Origin of the sequence: Streptomyces sp. GSL17-111 (genome assembly GCF_037911585.1) — a bacterium.
GTDB lineage: Bacteria > Actinomycetota > Actinomycetes > Streptomycetales > Streptomycetaceae > Streptomyces.
This window is the reverse complement of record NZ_JBAJNS010000001.1, coordinates 3,566,040-3,581,823: the sequence shown is the minus strand read 5'-3', so window position 1 is coordinate 3,581,823 and position 15,784 is coordinate 3,566,040. Positions and strand designations below refer to the sequence as shown.

The 15,784-nt window shown below is 73.5% G+C and carries 15 protein-coding genes; 4 read left to right on the top strand and 11 right to left on the bottom strand.

Features of this window, described 5'->3' with window-relative positions; all coding sequences use genetic code 11:
* Positions 1-54 precede the first annotated feature (54 nt).
* Both V6D49_RS15860 and V6D49_RS15855 read left to right on the top strand, forming a co-directional pair.
* Positions 55-477 (top strand): hypothetical protein, encoded by a 423-nt coding sequence (locus V6D49_RS15860; protein WP_340560412.1) that lies wholly within the window; start codon positions 55-57, stop codon positions 475-477.
* Between the two features lie 42 nt (positions 478-519).
* Positions 520-1,320: a nucleotidyltransferase family protein gene (locus V6D49_RS15855; protein ID WP_340560411.1), complete on the top strand. Its 801-nt coding sequence runs from the start codon at positions 520-522 to the stop codon at positions 1,318-1,320.
* A gap of 146 nt (positions 1,321-1,466) precedes the next feature.
* On the opposite strand, the gene V6D49_RS15850 is transcribed toward V6D49_RS15855, so the two are convergent.
* The 7 genes from V6D49_RS15850 to V6D49_RS15820 all read right to left on the bottom strand — a co-directional run bounded on the left by V6D49_RS15850 (position 1,467) and on the right by V6D49_RS15820 (position 8,617).
* Complete coding sequence (locus V6D49_RS15850; protein ID WP_340560410.1) at positions 1,467-3,209, bottom strand: DoxX family membrane protein; 1,743 nt, start codon at positions 3,207-3,209, stop codon at positions 1,467-1,469.
* Between the two features lie 93 nt (positions 3,210-3,302).
* Entirely contained in the window at positions 3,303-4,265 is a 963-nt protein-coding gene (gene rlmB, locus V6D49_RS15845; RefSeq protein ID WP_340560409.1) for a 23S rRNA (guanosine(2251)-2'-O)-methyltransferase RlmB, read from the bottom strand.
* A 53-nt stretch (positions 4,266-4,318) separates the two neighbouring features.
* Positions 4,319-5,719, bottom strand: a complete 1,401-nt coding sequence (gene cysS, locus V6D49_RS15840; protein ID WP_340560408.1) for a cysteine--tRNA ligase — start codon at positions 5,717-5,719, stop codon at positions 4,319-4,321.
* 161 nt (positions 5,720-5,880) lie between these two features.
* Complete coding sequence (locus V6D49_RS15835) at positions 5,881-6,294, bottom strand: PPOX class F420-dependent oxidoreductase (protein ID WP_340560407.1); 414 nt, start codon at positions 6,292-6,294, stop codon at positions 5,881-5,883.
* A 138-nt stretch (positions 6,295-6,432) separates the two neighbouring features.
* Positions 6,433-6,927 (bottom strand): 2-C-methyl-D-erythritol 2,4-cyclodiphosphate synthase, encoded by a 495-nt coding sequence (gene ispF / locus V6D49_RS15830; RefSeq protein ID WP_340560406.1) that lies wholly within the window; start codon positions 6,925-6,927, stop codon positions 6,433-6,435.
* On the bottom strand, positions 6,917-7,699 hold the full coding sequence (ispD, locus tag V6D49_RS15825) for a 2-C-methyl-D-erythritol 4-phosphate cytidylyltransferase (RefSeq protein ID WP_340560405.1): 783 nt from the start codon (positions 7,697-7,699) through the stop codon (positions 6,917-6,919). The genes ispF and ispD overlap by 11 nt, the downstream gene beginning before the upstream one ends.
* A gap of 435 nt (positions 7,700-8,134) precedes the next feature.
* A complete protein-coding gene (locus tag V6D49_RS15820) occupies positions 8,135-8,617 on the bottom strand; it encodes a CarD family transcriptional regulator (RefSeq protein ID WP_031508181.1) in 483 nt (160 codons plus the stop codon).
* Between the two features lie 539 nt (positions 8,618-9,156).
* Between V6D49_RS15820 and V6D49_RS15815 the strand changes: the two genes are divergently transcribed.
* A complete protein-coding gene (locus V6D49_RS15815) occupies positions 9,157-9,885 on the top strand; it encodes a DUF461 domain-containing protein (protein WP_340560404.1) in 729 nt (242 codons plus the stop codon).
* Positions 9,886-10,020: 135 nt separating this feature from the next.
* On the opposite strand, the gene V6D49_RS15810 is transcribed toward V6D49_RS15815, so the two are convergent.
* Both V6D49_RS15810 and V6D49_RS15805 read right to left on the bottom strand, forming a co-directional pair.
* Complete coding sequence (locus tag V6D49_RS15810; RefSeq protein WP_340560403.1) at positions 10,021-10,704, bottom strand: response regulator transcription factor; 684 nt, start codon at positions 10,702-10,704, stop codon at positions 10,021-10,023.
* The gene (locus V6D49_RS15805; RefSeq protein ID WP_340560402.1) at positions 10,701-12,143 is read right to left on the bottom strand and encodes a sensor histidine kinase; all 1,443 of its coding nucleotides are present in this window, start codon (positions 12,141-12,143) and stop codon (positions 10,701-10,703) included. The genes V6D49_RS15810 and V6D49_RS15805 overlap by 4 nt, the downstream gene beginning before the upstream one ends.
* 345 nt (positions 12,144-12,488) lie before the next feature.
* On the opposite strand from V6D49_RS15805, the gene phoU reads away from it, so the two are divergent.
* Positions 12,489-13,184 carry a phosphate signaling complex protein PhoU gene (gene phoU / locus V6D49_RS15800; protein ID WP_340560401.1) on the top strand — a complete coding sequence of 232 codons (696 nt, stop codon included), beginning with the start codon at positions 12,489-12,491 and terminating at the stop codon, positions 13,182-13,184.
* Positions 13,185-13,449: 265 nt separating this feature from the next.
* Here phoU and V6D49_RS15795 read toward each other — a convergent pair whose 3' ends face one another.
* Both V6D49_RS15795 and V6D49_RS15790 read right to left on the bottom strand, forming a co-directional pair.
* On the bottom strand, positions 13,450-14,688 hold the full coding sequence (locus V6D49_RS15795) for an MFS transporter (protein WP_340560400.1): 1,239 nt from the start codon (positions 14,686-14,688) through the stop codon (positions 13,450-13,452).
* Positions 14,688-15,701, bottom strand: a complete 1,014-nt coding sequence (locus tag V6D49_RS15790; RefSeq protein ID WP_340560399.1) for an NAD(P)/FAD-dependent oxidoreductase — start codon at positions 15,699-15,701, stop codon at positions 14,688-14,690. Before V6D49_RS15790 ends, V6D49_RS15795 begins: the two co-directional genes overlap by 1 nt.
* Between the last annotated feature and the right edge of the window lie 83 nt (positions 15,702-15,784).

The window sequence follows — 15,784 nt, the reverse complement described above, 5'->3', positions numbered from 1 at the left end:
GCGCCCGTTCCGCCCCTGGCATCGCAGGGGACACCCGTTGCGAGGAAGACACCAGTGAATCAGGCAGTCCGCCGTATCGGCAGAAGTCTCGCCCTTGTCCTCCCGGTCGTTCTGGTTCTGTCCGGGACGCTGGCCGTGGCCCGTGTGCCGTGGTCGGGTGCGCCGTCCGAGTCGCAGATCCTGACGGCGTCGGCCGAGCGGGCGTCGTCCGGGCAGGAGACCAGGAAGCGTGCCCCGCACCAGGTGCTGCAGGACCGCCTGCTGACCGAGTTGCAGGAGGAGGACCCGGGGGTGGCCCTCTCCGGCCTCCAGCGGGCGGTGGACGAGCGGCCCTCGCTCGCCAAGCACTGTGTGGAGATCGCGCGGGCGCTCGGGCAGGCCGCCGTCCAGAAGTACGGCTCGGCGCAGCGGGCGCAGCGCTTCGCGCGCCCGGTGTGCGACACCTCGTTCGCGGCGGGCGTGGCCGACTTCCGCTGAGATGGCGGGGCCGGGCGGCCGTGGCCCGATAGCGTTCGGGGCATGGCAGACGATCCACGCGTTCATCCCACGCAGGCGGTGATCCTGGCCGGTGGCCAGGGCTCCCGGCTGCGGCCCTACACCGACGACCGGCCGAAGCCGATGATCGAGATCCCCGGGACCGGGGCTCCGATCATCGGCTTTCAGCTGTCCTGGCTGGCGCACGAGGGCGTCACGGACGTCGTCGTCTCGTGCGGCCACCTGGCGTCGGTGCTCCAGGAGTGGCTGGCGTCCGCGGAGCTGCCGCTGATCGGCGGGGACCCGGGCGCCGGGCCGCTGCGCGTGACGACGGTGGTGGAGCCGGAGCCGTTGGGCCGCGGCGGCGGCCTGCGGTTCGCCGCGCAGGCGCTCCCACGGGCGGACGAGCCGTGGTACGCGACGAACGGTGACATCTGGACGCGGTTCCCGCTGCGGGACATGGCCGCGTTCCACCACGAGCGGGGGGCGGTGGCGACGCTGGCGCTGGCCCGGCCCCGCATTCCCTGGGGCGCGGTGCGCACGGACGGCTTCGGGCGGGTGACCGACTTCATCGAGGCGCCGCCGACGACGTACGAGGTCAACGCGGGCGTCTACGTGTGCGCGCCAGAGTTCACGGCGCTGCTGCCGGAACGCGGCGACCACGAGCGGACGGCCTTTCCGCAGCTGGCGCGGGAGGGCCGGCTGGCGGGGTACCCGCTGCCGCAGGGGGCGTACTGGCGGGCCATCGACACCGCGAAGGACCTGTCGGAGGCGGCGAAGGAGCTGGCGCTTTCGGCGGAGGCCGAGCCCTCCGCACCGCCCGGCGGGGAGGCTCCGGCGGGCTGAGGCTCAGCCGCCTTCCGGGCCTGCGCGCCCGGGTGCGCAGGCCCGGAAGGCCGAAGAGCACGGCGAAGGGGCGGGGCCCGGAGATCGGGCCCCGCCCCTTCGCGCGTGGACGTCCGCCCCCGAGGTCGACGGGGGCCGGTGTGACGTCAGCCCAGCAGGCCGCCGAGCGCGCCGCCGCCGGAGGAGCCGTCCGAGCCGCCGGACGAGCCGCCGGAGGAGTCGTCCCCGCCGGTGTCGGACGTCCCGCCGGTGCTGCCGCCGTTCGTGCCAGGGGAGCCGGTGCCGCCGTCGTCGGCGGGGGGCTCCGGGGCGGGCGGAGGCGCGGGGGCCTCGGGGGCGGGCGGCGGCTGGGGCGCCTGCACCGTCTGGTCCTGGGTCGGGCCGTCCTGCTCGGTGGCGCTGCCCGTCCCGGCGGTCTCCTGGGCGGCACCCTCGCTGGGTGCGGCGCTGGGCCCGGCCGTCGGCCCGGCGGTGGAACCGGCCGTGGAACCGGCCGTGGGACCGCTGGTCGTGCCCTGGCTGGGCCGCGCCGCCGGGTCCTGCGGAAGCGGCGAGCCGGGCAGGTGGTTGCGGAGGGGGTCACCCGGCTCGGGCACGGTGGTGACCTCGGCGGAGCGCACCGCGCTGCCCAGCAGCGAGCCGACGAGCAGGGTGAGCCCGCCGATGACGGCGGCCATCAGCGATCCTCGGCGCAGGACGCGCCGCCGCAGGTCCCACAGCGACACCCGGGGGCCGAGCCGCCGCCACGCCTCGCCGGTCAGCCGGGCGTCGAGCGAGTAGACGGGGGCGCCCGCGATGACGAGGGGGGACCAGGCGGCGAGGTAGATGATGTCGGGCGCGTCGTAGACGGGGACGGTCCGCCAGCTGACGGTGACCAGCAGGGCCGCCGACAGCAGGGCGCCGACGGACGCGGCGACGCGCTGCCACAGGCCGAAGACGGTGAGGACGCCGACGAGGACCTGGAGGAAGGCGACGGTCAGTCCGGCCCCGACGGGGTGGGACAGCGCGAAGCTGTGGAGGGGCCCGGCGATGGCCCAGGGTTCGAGCGAGTTCAGCCAGCCCATCATGGAGCCGCGCGCGCCGCCGTCGAAGTAGACGGGGTCGGTGAGCTTGCCCATCCCGGCGTAGACGGAGATGAAGCCGAGGAAGATCCGCAGCGGGAGCAGGACGACGCCGAGGTTCATGCGGCGGCCGGGATAGTAGGCGTGCCGGGCGCGGTCGACGCCGTCGCGGGACGGGTGGCGGTCGTCCGAGGCGAGGTCGTATCGGCCGGCGTCGAAGGCCTCGGTGCCCTGGGCCGGGGTGTCCCAGGCGCCTTCGGCGGGGCGGACGCCGTCCAGCAATGGCCGACCGGACTCGGGTGTGCGGGGGCCGACGACGCCGGGCGGGACGGTGAGGTCCGGGGTGACCCGGGGCAGCACCTGCGTGGTACCGGCCGCGCGGCGATCCGGCCCGTCCCCCTGGGGCGGGACGGTGCTGAGGCCGCCGGGGCGTACGGCGTCCAGCAGCGGCCCGGCGGCGTCGCCGGGGGCGCTGCGGCCGCTCCACACCACGGGGGCGCGGCGTTTGAGGACGGTCGCGCCCCGGTTCGCCCCCGCGCCCGCGGCGGCGAGCCGGGGCGCGGTGGCCGGGCCGAGGGGGGCGGCGGCCGGGCTGAGGGGGGCGGCGGCTCCGGCGGCGGGGACGGCCGGGATCCGGGTGGTGTCCGCCGAGGCCAGGCTCTGCGGCTCCGGCGGCGTGGCGAGCTTCACCCGAAAGCTCACGTGGTTGACAATGACCTGCGCCGGGTCGCTCGGCACCTTGACGGAGCTGAGGATCGGCTCATCGTCGAAGTAGCCGCCCGGGCTTCCCCCGGTGGGCGTGCGGGGTGTTCTGGTGTCCACACTCATCTAACCGAGTGACGGACCTTTAGGACACTGCCTTGACCCCGCCGATCTGTCCGCGACCCGTCAAGGCCATCCCCGCCGGGCCGCGGACAGGGGTCAGCGGCGGCTCGTCCGGCGGCGGGACGCCTCGTACAGGGCGACGCCGGCGGCCACTCCGGCGTTGAGGGACTCGGCCTCCCCGGGCATGGGGATGCGCACGCGGACGTCGCACGCCTCGCTGACGAGCCGGGAGAGCCCCTTGCCCTCGCTGCCGATGACGATGGCGACCGGGCCGTCGAGCAGGTCCAGGTCCGTCAGCTCGGCCTCGCCGTCCGCCGCGAGGCCGACGACCATGAGCCCGGCCTTCTGGTAGCCCTGCAGGGCGCGGGTGAGGTTGGTGGCGCGGGCGACGGGGGTGCGGGCGGCCGTCCCGGCGGACGTCTTCCAGGCACCGGCCGTCATACCGGCCGCGCGCCGCTCGGGGACGACGACGCCGTGCCCGCCGAACGCCGCGACGGACCGGACGACGGCGCCGAGGTTGCGCGGGTCGGTGACGCCGTCGAGCGCGACGACCAGCGGGTCCTCACCGGCGTCGTGGGCGGCGGCGGTGAGGTCCTCGGGGTGCGCGTAGTCGTAGGGCGGGACCTGGAGGACGAGGCCCTGGTGGTTGAGCCCGTTCGTCATGCGGTCGAGCTCGGCCCGGGGCGCTTCCAGCAGGTGGATGCCGCCGCGGTCGGCGGCGAGCTTGAGGGCGTCGCGCACCCGGTCGTCGCTGTCGATGTACTGCTGGACGTACAGGGTCGTGGCCGGGACGCCGTCGCGCAGGGCCTCGAAGACGGGGTTGCGCCCGACGACGAGCTCCGCCGTGCCCTTGGGGCCGCCCCGGCGCGGCGCGGGACGGCCGGTGGCGCGGCGCGCGCGGGCCTGCGCGGCGCGCTGCTTGGCATGGCCCTTGCGCATCTCGGCGGGCGGGGTGGGGCCCTTGCCCTCCAGGCCCCGGCGCCGCTGGCCGCCACTGCCGACCTGCGCGCCCTTCTTGTTGGACGAGCGGCGGTTGCGCCGCTGGCTGTTGCCGGCCATGGGGTCCTTCTTTCCGGTGGTGCTGCGTGAAGTTCAGGGGTGCGGCGCGGGCGTCAGGACGCGCCGAGCTCCCAGCGCGGACCCTGCGGGGTGTCCTCGATGACGAGGCCGGCGCGGGAGAGTTCGTCGCGGATGGCGTCGGCCGTCGCGTAGTCCTTGCGGGCGCGGGCGGCCTGGCGCTGGTCCAGGACGAGGCGGACGAGGGAGTCGACGACGCCGTGCAACTGCTCGCCGCTCTCGTGCCCGGCGCCGTGCCAGTGCGGGTCCAGCGGGTCGAGCCCGAGGACGCCGAGCATGGCGCGCAGGTCGGCGAGGGCGGTGGCGGCGGTGTCCTTGTCGTCGGCGGTCAGGGCCGCGTTGCCCTGCCGGACGGTGGTGTGGACGACGGCGAGCGCCTGCGGCACCCCGAAGTCCTCGTCCATGGCCTCGGCGAAGGCGGCGGGCACCTCGGCGGCGGGCTCGACCGGGCCCGTCCGCTCGACGGCCCGGTGGATGAAGCCCTCGATGCGGGCGAAGGCCGTCTCGGCCTCGCGCAGCGCGTCCTCGCTGTACTCGATCATCGAGCGGTAGTGCGGCGTGCCGAGGTAGTAGCGCAGCACGATGGGGCGCCACTGCTTGACCATCTCGGAGACGAGGACGGAGTTGCCGAGGGACTTCGACATCTTCTCGCCGCTCATCGTCACCCAGGCGTTGTGCAGCCAGTAGGTGGCGAAGTCGTCGCCGTAGGCGGCGGACTGGGCGATCTCGTTCTCGTGGTGCGGGAAGACGAGGTCGACACCGCCGCCGTGGATGTCGAACGCGGAGCCGAGGTACTTGTGCGCCATGGCCGAGCACTCCAGGTGCCAGCCGGGGCGGCCGGGGCCCCAGGGGGTGTCCCACTGCGGCTCGCCGGGCTTGGCCGCCTTCCACATGGCGAAGTCGCGGGGGTCACGCTTGCCGGTCTCGCCCTCGGCGGACGGCTGGAGGAGGTGGTCGAGGTCCTGGTTGGACAGGGCCAGGTAGCGGTCGTAGGAGCGCACGTCGAAGTAGACGTTGCCCTCGGACGCGTAGGCGTGGCCGCTGTCGATGAGGGCGGCCATCATGGCGATCATCTCGGGGATGTGCCCGGTGGCGCGCGGCTCGTAGGTCGGAGGGAGGCAGCCGAGGGCCTCGTAGCCGTCGTTGAAGGCGCGCTCGTTCGCGTAGCCGATCGCCCACCAGGGGCGGCCCTGCTCGGCCGACTTCGTGATGATCTTGTCGTCGATGTCAGTGACGTTGCGGACGAACGTGACGTCGTAGCCCCGGTGGGTGAACCAGCGGCGCATGATGTCGAAGTTCAGACCGGAACGGATGTGCCCGATGTGCGGGGCGGCCTGCACGGTGGCACCGCACAGGTAGATCGAGACGCAGCCCTCGGTGAGGGGGGTGAAGTCACGGATCTGCCGGGAGCTGGTGTCGTACAGGCGAAGAGTCACCCGTCAAGGGTAGTAGACGCGGGCGGCTCCCCACGCGCTTCCGGCCGCGGGGCCCGGCGGCCCGCGGCCGCGAGCGCGTCGGGAGCCGCCGGGGTCCTGGACGTCCTCGGGCGCCCGGCGTCCGGCGTCCGGCGTCCGGCGTCCGGCGTCCGGCGTCCGGCTCAGACGAGCTGGCCCATGCCGACGACCTTGTCGGGGGTGACGCGGACGACGACCCGCTCGGGCTCCTGGGCCGCGCCCGGGTTGAACTCGCCGTACCTCTTCCCGACGTACTTCATCGACAGCTCGTCGATGAGCTCCTGGCCGCCCTCGGTCGTGATGGTGGCCCGGCCCCGGATCTCGGCGTACTGGTAGGGCCGCTCGGCGGGCTGCACGACGATGCTGATGCGGGGGTCACGGCGCAGGTTCTTCTCCTTGCGCCGCCCGAGCGTGGTGGAGAACACCACGTCGTCGCCGTCGCGCTTCACCCAGACCGGGGAGGCCTGCGGGCCGCCGTCCGGCTGGATGGTGGTGACGGTGATGAACACCTTGGTGTCCAGGAGCTGCTTGAGTTTGTCCGACAGCACGACTGCCATGGCCGCGCCCTCCCTTACGGTCCGTGCGGTGCGTGGGGGTGGTGACCTTCCACCCGTACCCACCCGAACGGCGTGTTCAAGCCCGCCATTCCGGGGACCGTCCCCGTCCGAGGCGCGCGTCGGACGGGGAAGCGCGCGTCAGACGGGACGGCGGTACACCAGTGCCGTGGCGATCGCGGCGAGGCCCTCGGCCCGTCCCGTCAGGCCGAGGCCGTCCGTCGTCGTTCCGGAGACGGCGACCGGCGCGCCCACGGCCTCCGCGAGCACCCGCTGCGCCTCGTCCCGGCGTCTGCCGATCTTCGGGCGCACACCGATGACCTGGATCGCGACGTTGCCGACGGCGAAGCCCTCCGCCCGCACGATCCGCGCCGCCTCCGTCAGGAGCGTGACGCCGGACGCCCCGGAGTACTCGGGCCGGTCGGTGCCGAAGTGGGTGCCGAGGTCGCCGACACCGGCGGCGGAGAACAACGCGTCGCACGCGGCGTGCGCGGCGACGTCGCCGTCCGAGTGGCCGGCCAGCCCGTCCCCGTCCGCCCACAGCAGCCCGGCGCACCACAGCGGGCGACCGGGCTCGAAGGCGTGGACGTCGGTGCCGATGCCGACGAGCGGCAGCGGGGGTGCGTCAGAAGCCATCCTTGGCCCTCCGTCGGGTGAGTACGGCCTCGGCGAGGAGGAGGTCCAGCGGCCGCGTGACCTTGAACGCCTCCTCGTGCCCGGGCACGACGACGACGGGCCGGCCCAGCCGCTCGACCAGCCCGGCGTCGTCGGTGGCGCCCTCGCCCTCGGCGGGGCCGGCGGCGTGGGCCTCGGCCAGCAGCGCCCGGTCGAAGCCCTGCGGCGTCTGGACGGCGCGCAGCAGGGCCCGCTCCGGGGTCCCCGTGACGGGCTCGGGCGTGCCGTCGCCGCGCGGATCGACCTGCTTGACCGTGTCGGTCAGCGGTACGGCCGGGACGACGGCGGGCGCGCCGGCCCGGACGGCGGCGATGACGGCGTCCACGGTCTCGGCCGGGACCAGCGGACGGGCGGCGTCGTGGACGAGGACGACCTCGATCTCCTCGGGGAGCACCGCCAGACCGAGGCGGACGGAGTCCTGCCGGGTGGCGCCGCCGGGCACGACCACGACGTCGGCGGTGTGGCCGGTGGGCGGCAGCGGGTGGGCGTCGAGGAGGTGGCGGACGTCGGTGGCCCCCTCCGGCGGGGCGACGACGACGATGAGGCCGACGTCCCGGGCCCGGGCCATGGCCCGGACGGCGTGGACGAGCATCGGCGTCCCGCCCAGCGTGCGCAGCGCCTTGGGCGCGCCGGGCCCGAGGCGGACGCCGCGCCCGGCGGCGGGGATGACGACGGCGGTGCGCGCCGGGCGGGGTGCCGGACGGTCGTCACCGTCGGACAGAGGCTCGGACATTGCTTGCGCGTTCAGGTTTGTGTCCTTGGCTGAGATGGGTATGGCACACAGCGTGCCGGGCGCGAGACCTTGGTCGGTCCCTTCCGTGACAACCGACCGGGTCGGCTGCCCGGGCCCGGCATTCCGGTCTTCAGGGAACAGCCCCGACGGCGCCGTCAGCGGTCCTCGCGGTGTCGGCGGTGCCAACGGACCACCAACGGACCCCCCGTGCTCGGGCATCCGGCCGAACGTCCGTGCCCGCGCCGGGAGTACCACCGCCGGGAGTTCGACGGCCGGGGCTCAGGCAAAATGCCGCAGCGCCCGAGGCGGACGGCCTTGCGGTCGTCACTCGGGCACCACGGCACAGTGCGCGTCGACGCGTCGTCCGTTCCGCGCGGGGCCCACCGGCGGGAACCTGCGGACGGGAACGGTCAGCGGCTCAGGAGGCTGAGTCGCTCAGGAGGCCAGGACCTCGTCGAGCAGCGCCTCCGCCTTGTCCTCGTTGGTGTTCTCCGCGAGGGCCAGCTCGCTCACCAGGATCTGCCGGGCCTTGGCGAGCATGCGCTTCTCGCCGGCCGAGAGGCCCCGCTCACGCTCACGGCGCCACAGGTCGCGCACGACCTCGGCCACCTTGATGACGTCGCCGGAGGCGAGCTTCTCCAGGTTCGCCTTGTAGCGGCGGGACCAGTTGGTGGGCTCTTCGGCGTACGGCGCGCGCAGCACCTCGAAGACCCGGTCCAACCCGTCCTGGCCGACCACATCACGCACGCCCACGAGCTCGGCGTTTTCCGCCGGCACACGAACTTCGAGGTCGCCCTGGGCGACCTTCAGGACCAAGTAGGTCTTGTCCACGCCTTTGATCTGACGAGTTTCGATGGCCTCGATCAGCGCGGCCCCGTGATGGGGATAGACCACGGTGTCGCCAACCTTGAACGTCATGTGACAGGTACCCCTTCCGTGGCTATCCAGGATAGCACGAGAAGGAGGGGCCCTGAATGGCATTTCCGCAGGTCAGGGCCTATCTCGGGGCTTGACAAGCACACCTGTACCGTGCTGCGACCCCGCCGTGCAACCGGGTATTCGCAGGTGGGGGCCCCTGTCACCGCTCCGCGAATCCAGCGGGTCGGACCCCCGAACCGGATTATGGGTGCCCGAAATGCCGGAATTTTTGGATGCCTGTTCGACGTCGGCAATTGATCACCCCTTCCCTTCGGCGGACGTTCACGCAACGCATCCGCGAACGCCGACCGAAGGGCGGGGAATGATCAATTCACGAGTTCCCCACCGCATTCGCCGACCGGTAATCCGGCCGGGGCCGCCGGTTCATTCCGGCCCGTCGGGCCGGACGGCCGCCCCGCCCGGACTGCTCGGGAGGGCCCGGGTGACAGGCGGGTCGGGTGCGGTGGCGTCATCCCGGGTCGGTACGCTGAGCCGCTGACAGACCCCTTCCGTCCTTCACCGCTAGGAGATGCGCCGCCGTGAGCAGCAGCCGCAGCAGCCTTCGACGCGGCGCCGTCGCCGCCGCCGTTCTCGCGCTCTCGTCCCTCTCGCTGGCCGGATGCGGCGCGGGTTTCGACGCGGGTACGAACCAGGTCCGCCCGGACAACGTCCAGGAGCGGGTCGGGAACATCGAACTGCAGAACGTCACCGTCATCACCTCGGAGGACGCCGACGGCCCGGCGAGCGTCACGGCCCGGATCTTCAACGGCGGCGACGAGGACGAGACGCTGGGCGGGATCAGCTTCAGCTCCGACGGCGGCACCGGCAGCTTCGTGCTGTCCGCGGCCGACGGCGGCTCGCTGACCGTCCCGGCGGGCGGGCACCTCATGCTCGGCGGCGAGGGCAACGCGTCCGCCGTCGTCCAGAACGCGGGCGAGCAGGACATCACCGACGGCGAGGCCCAGAAGCTCACCTTCGAACTGAGCGCCACCGGCGACATCGACATCCGCGCCCTGGTCTTCCCCGAGGACGTCATCACCTACGACCAGTGGGGCCCGTCCGCCGCGCCCTCCCCGGAGCAGGACGCCGCCGAGGGCGGGGAGTCCCCCGAGGCGGGGGAGTCGCCCGAGGGTGAACTGCCGGCGGAGGGTGAGGCGCAGGACGACGGCGCCGGGCTCGACGACACGGACGGCACCGACGACGCCACCGGCACGGACGACGCGGCCACCGGCGACGTCCCGGCCGACGGCGTCGAGTCCGCCCGCTGAGCCCGGGCGCCTGAGCCACTCGGCTGCCACACGGCGCGGGCCCTGACGAGAGCGGGCCCCGGCCGGATGATCGGATCATCCGGCCGGGGCCCGCTCTCGTCGTGGCCCGCGCGCTCACGCCCGGGCGCAGGCGCCTCAGGGCTCGAACTTGTAGCCCAGACCGCGCACCGTCACCAGGTAGCGCGGCGCGCCCGGGTCCGGCTCGATCTTGGCGCGCAGCCGCTTGACGTGGACGTCGAGCGTCTTGGTGTCACCGACGTAGTCCGCGCCCCAGACGCGGTCGATGAGCTGCATCCGCGTCAGCACCCGGCCCGCGTTGCGCAGCAGCATCTCCAGCAGGTCGAACTCCTTCAGCGGCAGGTCGACCTTGCCGCCGGAGACGGTCACCACGTGCCGGTCGACGTCCATCCGGACCGGCCCGGCCTCCAGGGCCGCCGGGGCGGCCTCCTCCGGGCCGTCCCCGCGTCGGCGCAGCACCGCGCGGATGCGGGCGACCAGCTCCCGCGAGGAGAAGGGCTTCGTGACGTAGTCGTCGGCTCCTATCTCCAGACCGACGACCTTGTCGATCTCGCTGTCCTTGGCCGTGACCATGATGACGGGCACGTTGCTCACGCTGCGCAGCTGACGGCAGACCTCGGTGCCGGGCAGGCCCGGCAGCATGAGGTCCAGCAGGACGAGGTCGGCGCCGTTGCGCTCGAACTCGTCGAGGCCGTCGGGCCCGGTGGTCGCGACGGCGACCTCGAAGCCCTCCTTGCGGAGCATGTACGACAACGCGTCGCTGAACGATTCCTCGTCCTCGACGACGAGCACTCGGGTCACGGGAGGACCTCCGGGGCTGAGAGTTGATCTTGGGTGTAGGTCTCGTAGGGCCGTCCCTTGACGGTGCCTTCCGCACCGTCGGTGTGGCGGGCGCGCCGGGAGCGGGTGCGCGGCAGGGCCGCTCCGCCGCCGGGCCCGTCCATCGGGCTGACGGGCTTGACCGGGCCCACGGGTTCGACGGGGTCGACCGGCTCGCCGGCCTCCTCGCCCTCGGGACCGTGGTAGTCCCCGGGCTCCTGGAGCGCTCCGCTGAGCCGGGTACGGCTGCGGCGGCTCTCCTCGGCCCGCTCCCGGGCCTGTCCGGCCTCGGGAAGTCGCAGGGTGAACGTGGAGCCCTGGCCCTCGGCGCTCCACACGGTGACCTCGCCGCCGTGCGAGGCCGCCACGTGCTTGACGATGGCCAGGCCCAGACCCGTCCCGCCGGTCGCCCGGGAGCGGGCCGGGTCGACGCGGTAGAAGCGCTCGAAGATGCGGTCCCGGTCCCGCTCGGAGATGCCGATGCCCTGGTCGGTGACGGCGATCTCGATCATGTCGCCCCCGGGCACGGCGACCCGGCGTGCGGCGATGCCGACGCGGGTCCGGGGCGGGGAGTAGTTCACGGCGTTCTCGACGAGGTTCCCCAGCGCCGCCGCGAGCTGCCCGCGGTGTCCGAAGACGTACAGGTGCTCCGCACCGGCCGTCGCCATCGTGATCTGCTTGGCCGCCGCGCCCTGTCGGCTGCGGTCGATGGCCTCCTCGATCAGGCCCTCGACGGCGACCGGCTCCGAGTCCTCCAGCGGGTCGTCGTTCTGCACCCGCGAGAGGTCGATCAGCTCCTGGACGAGGTTCGTCAGGCGCGTGGCCTCCTTCTGCATCCGCCCCGCGAAGCGCTCGACGGCCTCCGGGTCGTCGCTCGCGTCCATCACGGCTTCCGACAGCAGCGACAGCGCGCCCACGGGCGTCTTCAGCTCGTGGCTGACGTTCGCCACGAAGTCGCGGCGGATCGCCTCGATGCGACGCGACTCCGTCAGGTCCTCCACCAGCAGCAGCACCAGCCGGGAGCCGAGGGGGGCGACGCGGGCGGAGACCGCCAGGGCGTCCCCCCTGCCTCTGCGGGCCAGGTCCAGCTCGACCTGCCGTATCTCGCCGTCCCGCCGGGTCTCCCGGGCCATCTGCAGCATCGGGTCCACGGCCAGCCGCCCGCCGCGCACGAGGCCGAGCGCGTACGCGGCCGAGCTGGCCTTCACGACGGCGTCGCCCTCGTCCAGCACGACGGCCGAGGACCGCAGCACCGACAGCACCGTGTCGACGCCCGGCGGCAGCACCGGCTCCGTGTGCAGGGAGGACCGCGTGGGCCGACTCTGCTCCCGCTCGCTCCAGCGGAACGCGAGGACGGCGACGGCGCCGGTGCACACACCGGCGATCGCGGCCACTGCGGCGATCGCCGCGTTCACGTCCATGGCTTCAGATTAAGCGCGTCGAGCGAGCCCCTCCCAGACCTGCCGGGTCGGCTCGAACACTCGTCCCCCAGAGTTCACCGCCACGACCACGGTGGTTCACTGGGTGGGGAACATATGCCGCGAACCGGCACGAGCGTCCACTCCGCCCCTCGGCCGGACGTCCCGGAGGCCGCCCGCACGGCCCCCGGCGCCGCCGACGCCCAGAGTTCACCCGCGCGTCCGGAGTGGTTCACTTGGCAGGGCCACTGCGGACGCCTTGCCGCCCCAGCGTGGGAGCGTAGAACACCCGGCCCGCCGCGGGTCCGGACGCGGCACTTTTTGGCCAGAAGCGAGGGAAGGACCACCATGCGGGACGCCTACCACGAGGAGCTGGATGCGATCGGCGACAGCCTGGTCGAGATGGCCCGGCTCGTCGGTTCCGCGATCGGCCGCGCCACGACGGCCATGCTCGACGCGGACCTCAAGCTCGCCGAGAGCGTGATCGCCAACGACGACAAGGTCGACGAGCTCCAGCGCGACCTGGAGACGAAGGCGATCCAGCTCCTCGCCCGCCAGCAGCCCGTCGCCACCGACCTGCGCATCGTCGTCACCTCGCTGCGCATGAGCGCCGACCTGGAGCGCTCCGGCGACCTGGCCCAGCACGTCGCGAAGGTCGCACGCCTGCGCTTCCCCGACTCCGCCGTCCCGCGCGACCTGCACGCGACCATCCTGGAGATGGGCCAGCTCGCCCAGCGGCTCATGGCCAAGGCCGCCGAGGTCATCATCACCAAGGACGTCGACCTGGCCCTCCAGCTGGAGGCCGACGACGACAAGATCGACGACCTGCACCGCACCCTCTTCCAGCACCTCATGGACGACCGCTGGAAGCACGGCATCGAGACCGCCGTCGACGTGACGCTGCTCGGCCGCTACTACGAGCGCTTCGCCGACCACGCCGTCTCCGTCGCCCGCCGCGTCGTCTACCTCGTCACGGGCGACTACGCGGACGAGATCGACCCGGCCGCCGTCATCGCGGCCGCCGAGGAGCCCGCCGCCGACTGAGCGCGTGCCCCCACGCGCCGTTGATGCGCCCGCCGACGTCGCGGTTCCCTGGGAGGGCTGATGCTCAGCCCAGCTTCAAGGAGGAATGCCGTGCGGAACGCGCAGACCCCGGAACCCGAACGGAACTGCGGCTGCGGCCCCGGCTGCCAGTGCGGCTGCCAGGGCGGCGGACCCTGCAACTGCGGCGGCGGCTGCGGCTAGCCCCGACGAGTACGGCGGTGCCCCCGGTCGAACACCCGGCCGGGGGCACCGCCGTCCTGCACGCTCACCGCCGCCGCGCGACGGTCCCCACCGGCCTGCTCCGGGCCGTGGCGTCGCGTGACCGGTCGAGCAGGATGAGGGGTACGGCGGCCGCCGCGAGAGCGGCTCCGACCAGGCACACGGTGGTGAGGGCCGCCCCCTGGGTGAGGGCGGCGGCGGCGAGGGCGGGGGTGATGCTGATTCCCAGTTGGAACGCCGACACGGTGGTGGCACCGGCGAGGGTGGGCGCGTCGGCCGCGAGGGCGAAGACGCGTCCGAAGACGGCGGGGTTCAGCACGAAAGCGGCGATACCGAGCAGGAGGACGGTGGGCACCATCACCCAGGCGTGCCTGATCGCGGTGGCGATCACCACCGACAGGATCACGATCGCTGACGCACCCGTCAGAAGGGCGAGGTGCGGCCGCTGATCGGCGACCCGGCCACCGAGGGTCAGGCCGACGAAGGCGCCGGCCCCGAAGACCGCGAGCACCGCCGGGATCCACACCTCGGGCATGCCGGTGACGTCTTCGAGCAGGGCCGCCAGGAAGTTGAACGTGATCATGTACGCCGCGGTGGTCAGGATCGTGATCGCGTAGACGACCCACAGACCCGGTTGGCGCAGGGTGGCCAACTCCCGCGCCAAGCCGGGCCGCGTGGAGTCGGCGGAGTCGGGGTGGGCGGCGGGTAGCCCGAGCAGGCAACCGACGATCCCCACGACCGTGAGGGCGACGACGGCCCAGAAGCCGTCGCGCCACTCGGTGACGTGGCTGAGCAGCGTCCCTCCGGGACCACCGGCCACCATGGCCACACTGAGCCCGCTCACCACGACCCCGGAGGCGCGGGCCCTACGGTCCGGCGTCACCAGACTGATCGCGGTCACCGCCGCGACGGCGAAGAAGGCCGCGTAGGCGACGCCCGCGACCAGTCGCGTGGCCAGCAGGACCTCGTAGGTGCCCAGCTGTCCGACGGCGATGCTGACGGCGAAGACGCACTGGCTCGCCACCAGGGCGGTACGGCGTGGCCAGCGCAGGCTGAGCACGGCGAACGGTGGCCCACCGACCACGACCCCCAGCGCGAACGCCGTGATCAGGAACCCGGCGGAGGAGAGCGTGACGTCCAGGTCGGCGGCGACCGCCGGCAGTACACCGGCCAACAGGAACTCCGCACTGCCCATGGCGAACAGGCTGAAGCCGAGCAGGTACACCCCTGCGGGCAACCGCGTGGAGCGACCGCTCGGGGACGTCTCCGCCGTCGTGCCGACCATCAGTGCACGCCCCCGCCGTCGAGCCCGGCACGTGCGACGGCGGCGGACAACTCCTGGTCGAGCAGCCGGCCGCTCATGCTGATGGCGGCCGTCGAACCCGCTCCCGCGGCGGTGACGACCTGCGCTCGGGGGTTGACCACGTTCCCGGCCGCCCAGAGCCCGGGCACGTCCGTGGCCCCCTGGGAGTCGACGACGACCAGCCCACTCACCGGGTCCGTGGCGGCACCCAGCTTCGTCAGGATCGCGTCGTGCGGCACCGGGCGAGGCGCCACGAAGACGGCCTCACACAGCACGGTCCCGCCGGTGTCGAGCTCGATCGCGACGGCGTCCCCGCCCGCAGAGCCGGCAGGTGTCGCGACGCGAGTGACGTGCGCGTCGACCAGCCGTACGCCGTACGCCGCGAGGCGCCGCCGTTCGCCGGCGCCGACCTCGATGCCGTTGGTGCAGAACGTCACCGAGGAGCTGTAGCGGCGCATCAGCGCGGCCAGATGCGCCGACACCGCCGACGTCGTCGCCGTCGCCGGGTTGCCGAGCACGGCGATGTCGCGACCCCGCACCTCGTAGCCGTGGCAGTGGGGACAGTGGTGCACCGTGGACGCCCACCGCTCGGCGAGTCCCGGGACGTCGGGGAGCTCGTCCGTCAGCCCGGTCGCCACCAGCACGGACCGGGCCCGCAGGGCGCTGCCGTCGTCGAGCCGGAGCTCGAACGTGCCGTCCGACGTCCGCCGGGCGTCGACCACGCCCGCCCGCACGAGCGTCCCGCCGTAGCGATCCAGCTCGCTCCGGCCCCCGGCGACGAACTCCTTCGGCGCCATGCCGTCCCGGGTCAGATAGCCGTGCATGTGGTCGGCGGGCCCGTTACGGGGCTCGCCACCGTCCACGACCAGGGTCGCGAACCGTGCCCTCGCGAGCACCACTCCGGCCGACAGGCCGGCGGCCCCACCACCGATGATGACGCCGTCCCACAGTGTCGCCGCCTGCGACCCGGTCGTTGATCGCCGTGTTGCATCCATGCGGATCACCTCCACCGAGAGGATCGGCAGCGCTTTTCACTTTCGACAACATTCGTTGCCGGTTCCGGGACGCGCTGCTTGAC

Bases quoted from the DNA above. Each gene is read 5' to 3' on its own strand.
- V6D49_RS15790 (WP_340560399.1), bottom strand. From the start codon at position 15,701: ATGGATGCAACACGGCGATCAACGACCGGGTCGCAGGCGGCGACACTG.
- V6D49_RS15855 (WP_340560411.1), top strand. From the start codon at position 520: ATGGCAGACGATCCACGCGTTCATCCCACGCAGGCGGTGATCCTGGCC.
- V6D49_RS15820 (WP_031508181.1), bottom strand. From the start codon at position 8,617: ATGACGTTCAAGGTTGGCGACACCGTGGTCTATCCCCATCACGGGGCC.
- V6D49_RS15850 (WP_340560410.1), bottom strand. From the start codon at position 3,209: ATGAGTGTGGACACCAGAACACCCCGCACGCCCACCGGGGGAAGCCCG.
- ispD (WP_340560405.1), bottom strand. From the start codon at position 7,699: ATGTCCGAGCCTCTGTCCGACGGTGACGACCGTCCGGCACCCCGCCCG.
- rlmB (WP_340560409.1), bottom strand. From the start codon at position 4,265: ATGGCCGGCAACAGCCAGCGGCGCAACCGCCGCTCGTCCAACAAGAAG.
- phoU (WP_340560401.1), top strand. From the start codon at position 12,489: ATGCGGGACGCCTACCACGAGGAGCTGGATGCGATCGGCGACAGCCTG.
- ispF (WP_340560406.1), bottom strand. From the start codon at position 6,927: ATGGCTTCTGACGCACCCCCGCTGCCGCTCGTCGGCATCGGCACCGAC.
- V6D49_RS15795 (WP_340560400.1), bottom strand. From the start codon at position 14,688: ATGGTCGGCACGACGGCGGAGACGTCCCCGAGCGGTCGCTCCACGCGG.
- V6D49_RS15805 (WP_340560402.1), bottom strand. From the start codon at position 12,143: ATGGACGTGAACGCGGCGATCGCCGCAGTGGCCGCGATCGCCGGTGTG.
- V6D49_RS15835 (WP_340560407.1), bottom strand. From the start codon at position 6,294: ATGGCAGTCGTGCTGTCGGACAAACTCAAGCAGCTCCTGGACACCAAG.